The organism is Ochrobactrum teleogrylli (genome assembly GCF_037482325.1).
GTDB lineage: Bacteria > Pseudomonadota > Alphaproteobacteria > Rhizobiales > Rhizobiaceae > Brucella > Brucella teleogrylli.
In genome coordinates this window covers 693,810-707,431 of record NZ_JBBHKQ010000001.1, presented here as the reverse complement: position 1 = coordinate 707,431, position 13,622 = coordinate 693,810, and the positions used below count along the sequence as shown (strand labels likewise).

The window sequence follows — 13,622 nt, the reverse complement described above, 5'->3', positions numbered from 1 at the left end:
GATGCGGCGTGGCTATTAGATTGGGCGTGTGACACTGAATTTGAAACCCGCTGCCGCATCAGCCGCTTTTGCCCTGCCGGACCGTTTTGTTGAATGGTTCGTTTCCAAGGGCTGGTCCCCGCGCGCCCATCAGCTTGAATTGCTGGCGCGGGCAGAAGACGGGCAATCGACCTTGCTGATTGCGCCGACCGGCGCTGGCAAGACGCTAGCCGGGTTTTTACCCGCGCTGGTGGATCTTGAGCGGAAAGGCCGTAAAAAGCCGGGTATGGCGAAGCGCGGCGTTCATACGTTGTATATCTCGCCGCTGAAGGCGCTGGCGGTCGATATCCATCGCAACCTCACAGTGCCGGTCGAGGAAATGGGGCTTGATATCACCATCGAGACCCGCACCGGCGATACGCCTGCGCATAAGCGCCAGCGGCAGAAACTGGCACCGCCGGATATTCTGCTAACCACACCGGAACAGCTGGCCTTGCTGATCGCGTCCAAGGGGGCGGACCAGTTCTTCAAGGGATTGCGCTATGTGGTGCTGGACGAGTTGCATTCGCTGGTGATTTCCAAGCGCGGCCATTTGCTGGCGCTGGGGCTGGCGCGGCTGCGCCGTCTGCAACCGCAATTGCAGACCATCGGGCTGTCCGCGACCGTGGCCGAGCCGGACCAATTGCGCCAGTGGCTTGTGGAGCAGGACGGCACCGATCCCAAAGCCGGACTGGTGACGGTGGATGGTGGCGCGAAACCGGAAATATCCATCCTCGATTCCGAGGAACGAGTGCCGTGGGCCGGGCATTCCGCACGCTATGCCATTGCCGATGTCTATGAGGCGATCCGGGCGCATCGCACCACGCTGCTTTTCGTCAATACGCGCAGTCAGGCGGAAATGCTGTTTCAGGAGCTGTGGCGCATCAATGAGGATACACTGCCGATTGCCTTGCATCACGGTTCGCTCGATGCCAGCCAGCGCCGCAAGGTCGAACAGGCCATGGCCGCCAATACATTGCGGGCGGTTGTCGCCACTTCCACGCTTGATCTCGGTATTGACTGGGGCGATGTCGATCTGGTCATCCATGTCGGCGCGCCAAAGGGGGCGAGCCGTCTGGCACAGCGTATCGGTCGCGCCAATCACCGCATGGACGAGCCGAGCCGCGCCATTCTCGTGCCTGCCAATCGTTTTGAGGTGATGGAATGTCGCGCCGCACTCGACGCCAATTATCTCGGCGCGCAGGATACGCCGCCGCTGATCGACGGCGCGCTCGATGTGCTGGCGCAGCATGTGCTCGGCATGGCCTGCGCCGAACCGTTTAATGCCGATCAGCTTTTTGCCGAAGTGCGCAGTGCTGCACCCTACATGAACCTTTCCCGCCAAAGCTTTGATCGCATTCTGGATTTTGTCGCAACGGGTGGTTATGCGCTGAAAACCTATGAGCGCTTTGCCAAAATCCGCAAGACGGCTGACGGCACGTGGCGCGTTTCCAATCCACGCATTGCGCAGCAATATCGCCTGAACATCGGCACGATTGTCGAAGCGCCGGAGTTGAACGTGCGGCTCACACGTGGCGGCAAGAAAGCCAGCGCCTATGGCGGGCGTGTTCTGGGCCGGATCGAAGAATATTTTCTGGAAACGCTGACGCCCGGCGACACTTTCCTGTTTGCGGGCAAGGTGTTGCGCTTCGAAGGTATTCGCGAAAACGAATGCATCGCCACGAGTGCTGCCGGTCAGGATGCAAAAATACCGGTCTATGCGGGCGGGAAGTTCCCGCTTTCGACTTATCTTGCCTCTCAGGTGCGCGCTATGCTGGCCGATCGCACACGCTGGCAGTTTCTGCCCGAACAGGTGCGCGAGTGGCTGGAGGTGCAGGAATTCAAATCCGTGCTGCCGCGCACCGATGAATTGCTGATCGAAACTTTTCCGCGGGGTGGTCGGTTCTACATGGTGGCCTATCCGTTTGAGGGCAGGCTGGCCCATCAGACGCTCGGCATGTTGCTGACGCGCCGGCTGGAACGGATGGGCGCCCATCCGTTGGGCTTCGTCGCCACCGATTATTCACTGGGCCTGTGGGGGCTGAAGGACATGGGCGCGATGATCCGCTCCGGTTCGCTAAACCTCACCCGCCTGTTCGATGAGGACATGCTGGGCGACGATCTCGAAGCATGGCTTGACGAAAGCTATCTTTTGAAGCGGACTTTCCGCAATTGTGCCGTGATTTCCGGTTTGATCGAGCGCCGTCATCCGGGGTTGGAAAAGACCGGGCGGCAGGTGACTGTTTCTACCGATCTGATCTATGACGTGCTACGCGGCCATGAACCCGACCATATCCTCTTGCAGGCAACGCGGGCGGATGCCGCGACAGGGCTTCTCGATATCAAGCGCCTCGGCGACATGCTGGCGCGCGTGAAAGGTCATATCTTGCACAAGCCGCTTGAGCATATTTCGCCGCTGGCCCTGCCGGTGATGCTGGAAATCGGGCGCGAACGTGTGGCAGGCGAGAGCGATGAAATGCTGCTTGAGGAAACAGCTGACGATCTCATCCGCGAGGCGATGGAATAAGAAATGAGAATGAGGGTTTCGGAATGAGAGCGGCTGTCTGGAGCAATGGCGAGGCCTATAGTCTCGCGCACACGCAAGTGCGCGGCATTGCCGCCGTTTGCGATCCTTCCGGCGCACTGTTTCTGCCCGATCTCGCCATGCTGGTCGTGTCTGATCTGCATCTGGAAAAAGGCTCATCCTTCGCCCGGCGTGGGCAACTGATCCCACCTTATGATACGGCGGCAACGCTCGATATGCTCGCTGCGGCGGTCGCCCGTTATCAGCCGAAGGTGATCATCAGCCTTGGCGATAGTTTTCATGATCCGAAAGCCAGCGAACGCCTGCCGTCGCTTTACGCCATCCGACTGAAATCGCTGATGGAAAATCGCGACTGGTTCTGGATCACCGGCAATCACGATCCCGAACGCCCGGTCGATCTGCCGGGCGATTGTGTGGAGGAACTGGCGGTGGGACCGCTTGTGTTCCGGCACGAACCCTCGCGCATGCTTGGGCAGGGCGAGATTGCGGGCCATCTGCATCCGGCGGCGCGCATCGTGCGGCGTGGGCGCTCCGTGCGTCGTCCCTGTTTCGTCAGCGATGGCGAAAGGCTGATCATGCCCGCTTTCGGTGCATATACCGGCGCGCTCAACGTGCTGGACCGCGCCTTTCGCGGCCTTTTTGTCGATGAAACGTTACGCGCCTATATGCTGGGGCAAGGCAAGGTCTATCCGATTGCCCGCGGCGCGCTGCATGGCGGTTGAACCTTTGCATTTACGCATTATCCGACGCATCGAAGCGGGATTAGAAATCAGTCCAGTGAACTGATTTCCCCGCGGAGGCGCTTCGCACTTTTGCTGGAAATGCTCTAGTCTTTCCTGAACAGAATACGTCCGAACCAGCCGGTGAAGACCGCCAGAAAAACCGCGAACAGGCCATAGAGCAGGCTATATTGGTGGGCGGCGTTATAAACGCTTTGCTCCAGACCGGCCTTGACGATTTCCAGACCGGCATTGGCTTCGCGCAGAAAGACGCCGTTGCGAAACAAAAGTGCACGCGCCTTGTGTCGTCCAACCGGCACATTGGCTGGCAGGTTGAGCGTCGCGCGAAACAAGGTGCGTGACACGAATTCCACGCCACCAATGCGCTGATTGTAGAGGCCCTGCCGGATTTTCATCTCGCGAAGCTCGGTTCCGAATTTCGGAATGTTGCCCGACAGGCTCGAAGGGTCTTCCGGGTTCAGATAGAAATTGCGCACGCCGACCGAAAGCTGACGGTAGACTTTTTCATCCGCAATATCCTGAAGATTGCGCGTCGAGGCGAGCGAATACGATAGCGGAACGCCGAGAAAAGTCTCTGAATCGGCGTTGATCCAGACGCCCAGATAACGCTCCTTCTTGCGCACCACCAGGTTGCGTTCCGGCCCCTGCAAAACTACGATAATATCGTAACGCCCCTGCCGTTGGATCATCGGATCGGCATTGTCCAGCGCGCCGAAAATCGTCAGATCCGTGCCGCCGAAGTTGGAGGTGATGGCGATGGTTTCGGTCGAAAGGCCGATATCGATCGTTTCTTCCGCAGGCGTCTGCAACTGTGGGACCGTATTGCCGTCGCCACTGGCATTAATTTGCGCGAATGCGGCGCTCGCGAGAAGCGATAGGGTGAGTGCTGAGACGAGGGCGGCGCTCCGCATCTCAAAAATCCGCTATCGTGATCGAGAACAGATTATCTGGCCGCACAAAGAGGCCAAAGGCAAGACGCAATGCAACGGCCAGCACAAGCAGGGCCAGCAAAAGGCGCAATTGTTCGCCGCGCAGTTTTTGGCCAGCGCGCGCACCATATTGCGCGCCGATCACGCCGCCAATCATCAGCAGGAAAGCCAGTACGATATCGATAGACTGGTTGGTGGTCGCCTGCATGACCGTGGTGAAAGCGGTCACGAATGTAATCTGGAAGAGCGAAGTGCCCACAACCACATTGGTCGGCACATGCAAAAGATAGATCAGCGCGGGCACCATGATGAAGCCGCCGCCGACGCCCATGATCGATGACAACAGACCGATGAAGAAGCCGATGCCGAGAACCGGAATGATGCTGACATAGATGGTCGAGGCGCGAAACCGCATTTTGAACGGCAGCCTGTGTATCCATGTGTGCTGGCCGGGGCGACGTATGGCGCCGCCTTTCTTGACGCGCCGCAAAGCGCGCAGGCTTTCCACTAGCATCAGCCCGCCAACACTACCGAGGAAGAATACGTAGAGGATCGATACGATCAGATCGAGCTGGCCCAGCTCGCGCAGCCAGGAGAAGACGAAAATGCCGAGCAGTGAACCGACAATACCGCCGGCCACGAGAAACAGGCCAAGCTTGATATCCAGCGTGCGCCGCTTGAAATGAACGAGCGCACCGGAAACAGACGAAGCGATAACCTGATTGGCACCGGTCGCAACTGCAATGGCAGGTGGAATGTTGTAGAAGATCAAGAGTGGTGTGATCAGAAATCCGCCGCCGACACCGAACAACCCGGAAAGAAAGCCAACCGCAGCGCCCATGCTGAGCAGAACCAGCATGTTGACCGATAATTCTGCAATGGGAAGATAAATACCCAATTCCGAACCCGGCTCTCACGGACGCATACGCTTCTCGGGCCCGCTGCGGTCGCGCAATTCCGCGAGGCCTGTTCACCTAACCGTCTTGCGCTGCCCGATCCGCGAAGTCAAACGCCGATTGATATTACGGTTACCTTGCGGGGGACGTGTTACTTTCCTGCAATGGTTAGCCGCATTTTCTAGGTGTTTTTCTGCAGCAACAATTGCACCAGCTTCTGATCGACATTGCCGGTTGGCTGCAGCCCGTTGGCCTTCTGGAACGAGGCAATGGCCGTGCGGGTCTTGCCGCCCATCACGCCGTCTGCCGTGCCGACATCATAGCCGTTCTTCTTGAGAATAAGCTGGATGTTGCGAACTGCCTTCTTCATATCCACCGAGCCGGTGGTGGTCGGTTTGGCTTCCGTCCAGGCATCAGGCACGTCAATGGAATTGGTGGCCTCGTTAAGCGGCTTTGCCTTCCAAGACTGGACGGTGGTCTTCGCCTGTTCCAGCTGTTCCGGCTTCAGCGCTTCGGCGATCTGGTCGCGCTTCTGGGCGGCGTCCTTGTCACCGGAATTGGCGGCAAGCGCGAACCATTTGTAGCTCTCTTCCAGATTAACCGGGACACCGAGGCCCTTGGCCGCAAGAATGCCGAGATTGAACTGGCTGTCCTTCACGCCGAGGTTGGCAGCTTCGGTAAACCAGCGGGCGGCCGACGCATTGTCCGGAGCGCCGTTTGCGCCGGTTGCGAACAGAACGGCGAGATTGTGCATCGCGCTTGCATTGCCCTGTTGCGCCGAAAGCTGATACCAGGTCTTGGCCTTGTCCAGATCGCGGGGCATGCCGAGGCCTTTTTCATTGAAATTGCCAAGGCGATACTGTGCCGGTGCAAAACCCTGACCAGCGGAAATGTCATACCATTGTGCGGCTTTGGTAAAGTCGGCGGTGACGCCGCGACCTTCCATGTAGCGATTGCCGATTTCGAACAAGGCGCGGGCATCGCCCTTGGCGGCGGCTTCGCGCAAGGCAGCCGGACCCGCTTCTTCCGGGATGGCCGGAATAGCGACTTGAGCCGGTGCGGAAGGTGACGTGGTCTCTGCAGGCGCAGAGGCTTCGACCGGAGTGGTCGGCGCGCTGGCGATGACCGTTTCAATGGTGGACGATGGTTCCGATGCAGCGGGCGCTTCGGCCTTTTCCTGACGCGGCTCGATAATTTGTGGTGCCTCAGCCTGAACCGGAGCCTGCGGTGCTGCTGCTGGTGTCTCAGCGACGGGCGCATCCGGCTGCGGAGCAACATCAACGGTCGCGTCGGTCGGTTCATCGCGGGTGAAGAAGGCACTGCCGACTTGCAGACCCGCCATGGCGATCATGACGGCACCGATTGCCATCAGGATCGGCTTGCGCTGACGCTGCATGACATCGCCAACGGACTTTTTCTTCTTGCCTGCGCCCTTGACCGAACCCTTCTGGAGTTGTTCGGATTCGGCGGCTGCAAGCTGTGCGGCGCGGCGGGCGGCAGTGATAAAATCGACCTTGCCATTGGCTGCCAGAGCGGCGTCGGCTGCATCTTCGCGCTGGCGGCGTTCTTCGCGCACGCGCTTCATGATGGAGTTGAGGTCGGGCATATGATCGCCGCCGAACCGGGCATCCGGTTCGCTCTCCACGATGGGTTCGACAGTGGCCATTTCACTTTCGAAAGCCGGGGCGTCGCTTTTGTCGAAGCTTTCGGCCTTGAGATCGCCATCGGTATTGGCGCCGTTCTTGTCAGCGCGACGTCCGCGCATTGCCTTGGCAAGACCGCCGAACAGCGACGGCTTGCCGGAAGCTTCGCCAACGGGCGCAGCAACGACAGCGGTTTCGCCCTGAATGGTGGCAAAGGCAGCTTCGGCGGCAGCGGCTGCAGGCGAACGAGGCGTGTTCAGGCGCGGGGCACCGGTTTCCGGAGCGGAAAAGCGCGGTGCCGGGTCGCCCGCCAAAGCCATGGCCGGGCGCGCATCGTCTTCACGCTTGTCCGGATTGCGATTGGCAAGGCTTTCACTGCCCTGACCGCCCATATCCTGTTCAAGCCGGGACAGGCGATCCACGATCTTGACCAGCGTGTCGTGCACGGCTTCAAAGGTCTTGCTGTTGCGCTCGTCCGTATTGCGGGCCAGCATTTCCAGCGACTTCATATCGTCCGCGAGCTGACGGGCAATGGCTGTGTCGCCCTGGCTACCGTGCTGGAGAACACGCGCAACGGCGCTTTCCGCCGCTTCACGCGCCGCGTCGAGAACGGTCTCTCGGTTCGTTTCGAGCGAACGTTCGATGGAATCGAGGCGCGGCTTGATCTGGGCGAGTTCGGCAACCGGCTGGGCCAGATGGTGGGCGATATTGGCAATCTGATCTTCCAGATTGCGGATGGCTTCGCTGTCGGCCAGATTTGGCATTTCATAATGCGGCGCTTGCAGCAAGCCGAGCGAGATCTGCTGCGAAATGTCGTCAAGACGACCTTCGAGCGTATGGATCGCGTCGCTGTCGATGGAGCGGCCGCCATATTGCGCATCCAGCCGTTCGGTCAGTTCCGCGAAACGGCGGTCGATGGTGTCGAGAACCGCAGGGTCCGGCTCATGGCTGCGCCGTTCGGCGTTTTCCAGCTTCTGGCCAATGGCTTCGAGGCGGGCTTCAACGCTGCGATAATCGGACTGGCTCAGATTTTCCGTGACCTTGGCGACCTGATTGGCCAGAAGGCTGATCTGGTGTGCGAGCTGTTCGGCGATGCGATCGGGCAGAGCCTGTCCGCTGGACAGCACATCGATGCGCTGCGATAGCTCGCTCAGCTTCTGGAACAAGACATCCGAGTTCTGTCGGGAAGCCGAACCGTCGATCTGGTCTGCAAGCTCGGCAAGGCGCTTCTCGATGCGCTCCAAACGGCGCGCATCTTCATGATCGGGACGTTGCGCGCGGCTGGTCGCGATGATCGCACGGCTGATTTCGTCAAGCCGGGTGTCGATCTGGTTCAGCATATCCTGTTCGAAAGGCGCTGCGTTCTGCGGGTTCAGCGCGTCTTCGATGGAGTGGGTCAGCCTACCGATCCGCTCTTCAATGGCGCTGAAAGCATGGGACTGCGGCAGGGTGCCGATGGCTTCGCGCATCTGCTCAAGGCGCGAGCCAATGGCGTTGAGCGCCGGATTAACGGCGTCATGACGCTTTTCGAAAGCCTGCATCTGCGCGTCGAAGCGGTCCCAGCGATTGTCGATACGGCGCAGGGTTTCCTCGCGGGCAAGCGTATGGACGGTGCGGTTCAATTCATCGAACTGGCGACGCAGCGCCTGCGCATTGGCCTCGCTGCTGCGCTCGGCAAGCAGGCGCACGCTTTCGCTGAGGCGATCGAAATCGTCGCTCATGCGCTGCGAAAACCCTTCTTCGCTGGCAGCGCGCTGCATGCGCGACATTTCACGGCTGGCATCGCTGATCTCGGTGCTCGATGCAAAGCGCGCCTTCGCCTGTTCCTGGCTGTCCCGACGGCGGCGCAGATTGTCGGCGATTTCTGCGAGGCCGGCTGCGGTCTCATCCGTATAGCGCGCGGCGGTAGGCTGGTGAGCGGCAAAGGAGGGGGCGTTGGGATGCGGTGCTGCGGGAGCGTCCTGTTCCAACTCCATCAGGCGGCGCTCAAGACCGGCAAGCGTGCGGTCGAGCTCCTGCATGGCTGCGGATGCGGGGCGACGCTCGCGATGCGCGTTCAAATCATCAATCCTGGAACGCGAACCGGAAGCTAGCTCTGGATTTGCCATGAGAAATTCACTTTTCCAAATGATAAGGGTCGCCGGACGCAAATTCGGGAACGCAGAACCTTAGAAACTTGCTGCACCTACATTTGTACAAACGTAGTAAACAAGTCGTTAATATGCGGGTTTTCAGCTTGTTTTTGAACGAAAATTGTCCGGTCTGACGGCTCGCGCAGGTGTGGTAGGCACCAAATTGCGGGTTCGGAACTGGCCGGGTCCATCATGGCAGTACGAACAACCAGAATCGACGGGCAGGCCGGTCATTGTGTGACCGAAGCTTTTACCTTGAGTCGTTTTCTCAATGAGGTTCCATCGCGCCTTGGTGCGGTGGACGGGCGTTTCCGGGGGCGGAAACAGGGATTAATATGAGTGAAAAGGCCACAGAGCCTGTAACGATAGCGGAGCTCCTGACCGGGAGCAGCTTGAAGGTCAGAGAAGATTACCAGCAACGCGGCCAATTGTTCCGGATTGGCGACCTGGCGCATGAGTTTGGTCTGTCGCTGCGCGCATTGCGTTTCTACGAGGATAAAGGATTGTTGAGTCCGCGACGGGCCGGGGTCACGCGGCTTTATGACCGTGAGGACCATACCCGTCTGCGTCTCATTCTGTTTGGTCGCCAGATCGGCTTTACGCTGGCGGAGACGAAACAACTCATCGATCTCTGGAAAGAGGGCGCAAGCGATCTCGGTCAGGTCGATGATTTGCGCGCAACGCTTTCCGGAAAGCTTGCTGAACTTGAGAAGAAGAAGGGCGAAATCGACCGCTCGATTGAAGAGCTGAAAGCGCTTCTGAAAAGACTGGTTACGCCATCGGCGTGAGTGCTGAAGGACCGACCGCCTTTTCGCGGGGGCGAAAAGGCGGTCTTTGTCTTTTACGCGATGTCTTCGACCTGATCGAGATAGTCGCCATAGCCTTCGGCTTCCATCTCTGCCTTCGGCACAAAGCGCAGGGAGGCGGAGTTGATGCAATAACGCAGGCCGCCGCGATCAACCGGGCCGTCCGGGAAGACATGGCCAAGATGGCTGTCGCCATGGGCGGACCGTACTTCGGTGCGAACCATACCATGCGAGATGTCATTCAACTCGCTGACATTGGCCGGTTCAATCGGCTTGGTGAAGCTTGGCCAGCCGCAATGGGAATCGTATTTGTCGCTGGATGCAAAGAGCGGCTCGCCGGAAACGATATCGACGTAAATACCGGCTTCCTTATTATAGAGATATTCGCCCGTTCCCGGGCGCTCGGTGCCGCTTTCCTGCGTAACGCGATATTGCTCCGGTGACAGTTTGGCGATGGCCTCTGGATTCTTGCTGTAGCTCATGGGTAAAACTCCCTGTCATTCCACTTGAATCTAGGCCGTCTGTCGCAACAATTCCAGAGGACGGCACGGGAATTTGATGGGTTTCAACTGTCCTGCGGGACCAGTGCGGTTTCAGCTGTGCGGGTCACTTCCTGCAACACGAAAAGCGCATTTTCCAGCGATTGACGGTCGATCTTTTCGAGAAGCTCGGCGCGGATATGATGCGTCACTTCCTGAAGTTCGCGAACCTGTTCCTGTCCTTCAGGCGTCAACTCGATGCGCTTGGCGCGACGGTCACCTTCCACCGGAACACGGCGGATAAGCTCCTGTTTTTCCAGCCCATCCAGCAGGCGGACAACCGATGGATGCTCGATTTCCAATGCATCGGCCAGTTCGCGCTGGTTCCAGTCGCGATCCTGCGCAAGCAGCAGCATCACGCGGGCGCGTGATAGCGTCAGGCCAAGCGCCCGCACGCGAGAGTCAAATAGGTTGCGCATTTTTCGGGCCGCAGTGGATAGGCCCATCGTGAACGCGGCGTGCAGTTCCTGTTTCGGGTCATACATTACTTAGCAATCTAAAATATGGGTGTGCTATACATATAGCGATCTCCGGTTTGATCGCAAGGGTCGCGGCTGGTTCATCGCAGCTTTCGGTAACCCTGAAATGACAACGTTTGCACAATTTTGCTTTACGTACCTCAAAACGAAAGTTAAGCTCGCAATTGTGAGGCTTTGGGAGGAGTTCACGTGCGATCTAATTATCAGGATCAATGGCGGGGAGGTTACGGCTGCAAGCGTAGCGCACCGAACGGTGCACGCTTATGACTTCGGCTGAAACTCCTGACAAAACTGCGCTTCTTGAAGCCCGATCCCTGTCGAAATCTTTCGGCCCTGTGCAGGTGCTGAAAAATATCAATCTGCAAATTTACGGTGGTGAGGTTCACGCGATCATCGGCGAGAACGGCGCCGGTAAATCGACGCTGATGAAGCTTCTTGCAGGCAATGAACGCCCGACAGCCGGTGAAATCCTTATTGACGGCAAGCCAATCGCCTTTGCAAATCCGGTTGAGGCCGAAGCACAGGGCATCGTCCTTGTGCATCAGGAAATATTGCTCGCACCCGATCTGACAGTTGCGCAAAATATTTATCTCGGTCGGGAGCTGTTAAACGGCATTACGGTCAACGACCGCTCCATGCGCGAGGGCGCACGCAAGGCGATACGGGACCTCGGTGCCGATATTAATCCCGATGCGGTGGTCGGCAGCCTGTCGATAGCGCAACGCCAGCTGGTGCAGATTGCGCGGGTTCTGTTGGTGCCGCACCGCGTGGTGATTTTCGACGAACCGACAGCTTCGCTGACGCCGGTTGAGACCGAAGCTCTGTTGAAGGTCATTCGCGATATCCGTGCCAAGGGCGTGGCGGTCCTCTACATTTCGCATCGCTTGCCGGAAGTGAAGGAAATCTCCGACCGGGTAACAGTGCTGCGGGACGGAACGCTTGTTGCTGCGCATATGGCGTCGCAGCTGCAGCCAGCCGACATGGCGCGTCTGATGGTCGGGCGCGATGTGGCGAAGCTTTATCCCGACCGCGCAACGCAGCATGGCGGTGAAGCCGTTCTGGAGGTCCGCGGCTTTTCGGTGGCGGGCCATGTAAAGGAAGCGAGTTTCCGCCTGAATAGAGGCGAGATACTGGGTTTTGCAGGGCTGGTCGGCGCTGGCCGCACGGAACTGATGGAAGGCGTCGTGGGCCTGCGGCCCGGTAAGGGCGATGTGCGCCACAATGGCAAACCCGCGCATTTCCGCGATGCCCATGACAGTCTGACGGCGGGCATCGCCTATCTGAGCGAAGATCGCAAAGGCAAGGGACTGTTGCTGACCAAGGATCTTGGCATCAATCTGACGCTCGCTTCACTCACGAAATTCGTCAGCCGCTTCCAGATCGACCGCAACAAGGAGCGCGTGGCGCTGGATGATGCAATCCGCGATTTCGACATTCGCACGGGGAACAAGGACATTCTGGCCGGGCAATTGTCCGGGGGTAACCAGCAGAAACTGCTTCTGGCCAAGATGATGATGCTCGATCCATCTATTGTCATCATCGACGAGCCGACCCGCGGCATCGATGTCGGGACCAAGGAGCAGATTTATCAGTTTATCGCCAGTCTGGCTGACGAGGGGCGTTCGATCATTGTCGTGTCATCGGAAATGCCGGAGCTGATCGGTATTTGCGACCGTATCATCGTGATGCGCGAAGGACGCATCGCGGGCGAGGTTACGGGCGAGCGAATGACGGAACATGACATCGTCGTTCTGGCGACCGGTGTTAATGCAGAAGCGGCCTGAACGGCAATAAACAGAAAAAGACAATGAGTGGGAATTCAATGACACAGGTTGCGACTGATAAAAGCCGGGTACCGAAGACTTCCAACGACTGGGACCTGAGAGCCATCGCGCCATTCATCGCGCTCGCTCTCCTGCTGGTTCTTGGGGCAATCGCCAATCCCAACTTCATCAGCATTGACAATCTGCTGAATGTCGCAACGCGCAGCGCCTTCATTGCCATCATCGCGCTCGGCGCGACCTATGTGATCTCGTCGGGCGGTCTCGATCTTTCCGTCGGGGCAATGGTGGCCTTTGTCGCCAGTATCATGATCCTGTTCATGAATAGTGGCGTCATCGCCGATCCGGTGATGATGCTGATTGCCGCCGTCATGCTGGCGGTCGTGGTGGGTGCGGCCTGCGGCCTCCTCAACGGACTGATCACGACGGTCGGGGGAATCGAACCCTTCATCGCGACGCTTGGCACCATGGGCATCTATCGCGGTCTTACGACATGGCTGTCGCAGGGCGGCGCGATTACGCTCCGCAATCCCGAGATACAGTCGCTTTATCGCCCGGCCTATTTTGGCACGGTTTTCGGCGTGCCTGTGCCGGTGATCGCCATCTTCGTCACGGCGGCAATTGCTGCCTTCGTCCTCTATAGAACGCGCTATGGGCGGCATGTGATTGCGGTTGGCTCCAGCGAGGATGTGGCGCGCTATTCCGGCATTTCAGTCAAGCGCGTGCGGACCATTGCCTATGTGGTGCAGGGGCTTTGTGTGGCCGTTGCCGTGCTGCTTTACGTGCCGCGCCTTGGCTCCACCTCGGCCACGACCGGTATTCTTTGGGAATTGCAGGCCATCACGGCGGTTGTGGTTGGCGGAACTGCGTTGCGCGGCGGTGTTGCCCGCGTCTGGGGCACCATCTGCGGCGCATTCATTTTGGAGATCGTCGGCAACATCATGCTGCTGTCGAACTTCATCAGCGAATATCTGATCGGGGCCATTCAGGGCGCGATCATCATCATCGCCATGCTGGTGCAGCGGTCACTGTCGCGACGATGACATGCAGGAATTGGCGGGATTGCAGGGGCGATCCCGGCAAAAAGGGGTATGTCTCCCGAAACCGGATACGG

General features: G+C 58.7%; 10 protein-coding genes. 5 read left to right on the top strand and 5 right to left on the bottom strand.

Annotation, left to right across the window (positions count from 1 at the left end; translation table 11 throughout):
• Positions 1–28 precede the first annotated feature (28 nt).
• Positions 29–2,545, top strand: a complete 2,517-nt coding sequence (locus tag WIX40_RS03340; RefSeq protein ID WP_339438453.1) for a ligase-associated DNA damage response DEXH box helicase — start codon at positions 29–31, stop codon at positions 2,543–2,545.
• 23 nt (positions 2,546–2,568) lie between these two features.
• Entirely contained in the window at positions 2,569–3,285 is a 717-nt protein-coding gene (gene pdeM, locus WIX40_RS03335) for a ligase-associated DNA damage response endonuclease PdeM (RefSeq protein WP_339438451.1), read from the top strand.
• Positions 3,286–3,389: 104 nt separating this feature from the next.
• Here pdeM and WIX40_RS03330 read toward each other — a convergent pair whose 3' ends face one another.
• From WIX40_RS03330 to WIX40_RS03320, 3 genes are all read right to left on the bottom strand, one after another.
• Positions 3,390–4,214 (bottom strand): TIGR02186 family protein, encoded by an 825-nt coding sequence (locus WIX40_RS03330; protein ID WP_109367570.1) that lies wholly within the window; start codon positions 4,212–4,214, stop codon positions 3,390–3,392.
• Between the two features lies 1 nt (position 4,215).
• Positions 4,216–5,091 carry a sulfite exporter TauE/SafE family protein gene (locus WIX40_RS03325; RefSeq protein ID WP_235858985.1) on the bottom strand — a complete coding sequence of 292 codons (876 nt, stop codon included), beginning with the start codon at positions 5,089–5,091 and terminating at the stop codon, positions 4,216–4,218.
• Between the two features lie 218 nt (positions 5,092–5,309).
• Positions 5,310–8,531: a peptidoglycan-binding protein gene (locus WIX40_RS03320; protein ID WP_371834140.1), complete on the bottom strand. Its 3,222-nt coding sequence runs from the start codon at positions 8,529–8,531 to the stop codon at positions 5,310–5,312.
• 707 nt (positions 8,532–9,238) lie between these two features.
• Here WIX40_RS03320 and WIX40_RS03315 point away from each other — a divergent pair.
• On the top strand, positions 9,239–9,691 hold the full coding sequence (locus tag WIX40_RS03315; protein ID WP_339438446.1) for a MerR family transcriptional regulator: 453 nt from the start codon (positions 9,239–9,241) through the stop codon (positions 9,689–9,691).
• Positions 9,692–9,744: 53 nt separating this feature from the next.
• On the opposite strand, the gene msrB is transcribed toward WIX40_RS03315, so the two are convergent.
• On the bottom strand, positions 9,745–10,191 hold the full coding sequence (gene msrB, locus WIX40_RS03310; protein ID WP_109367566.1) for a peptide-methionine (R)-S-oxide reductase MsrB: 447 nt from the start codon (positions 10,189–10,191) through the stop codon (positions 9,745–9,747).
• Positions 10,192–10,274: 83 nt separating this feature from the next.
• On the bottom strand, positions 10,275–10,733 hold the full coding sequence (locus tag WIX40_RS03305) for a MarR family winged helix-turn-helix transcriptional regulator (RefSeq protein WP_171318786.1): 459 nt from the start codon (positions 10,731–10,733) through the stop codon (positions 10,275–10,277).
• A 257-nt stretch (positions 10,734–10,990) separates the two neighbouring features.
• Between WIX40_RS03305 and WIX40_RS03300 the strand changes: the two genes are divergently transcribed.
• Positions 10,991–12,511: a sugar ABC transporter ATP-binding protein gene (locus tag WIX40_RS03300; RefSeq protein ID WP_339438440.1), complete on the top strand. Its 1,521-nt coding sequence runs from the start codon at positions 10,991–10,993 to the stop codon at positions 12,509–12,511.
• A gap of 38 nt (positions 12,512–12,549) precedes the next feature.
• Complete coding sequence (locus WIX40_RS03295) at positions 12,550–13,551, top strand: ABC transporter permease (protein ID WP_171318861.1); 1,002 nt, start codon at positions 12,550–12,552, stop codon at positions 13,549–13,551.
• Positions 13,552–13,622: the final 71 nt, after the last annotated feature.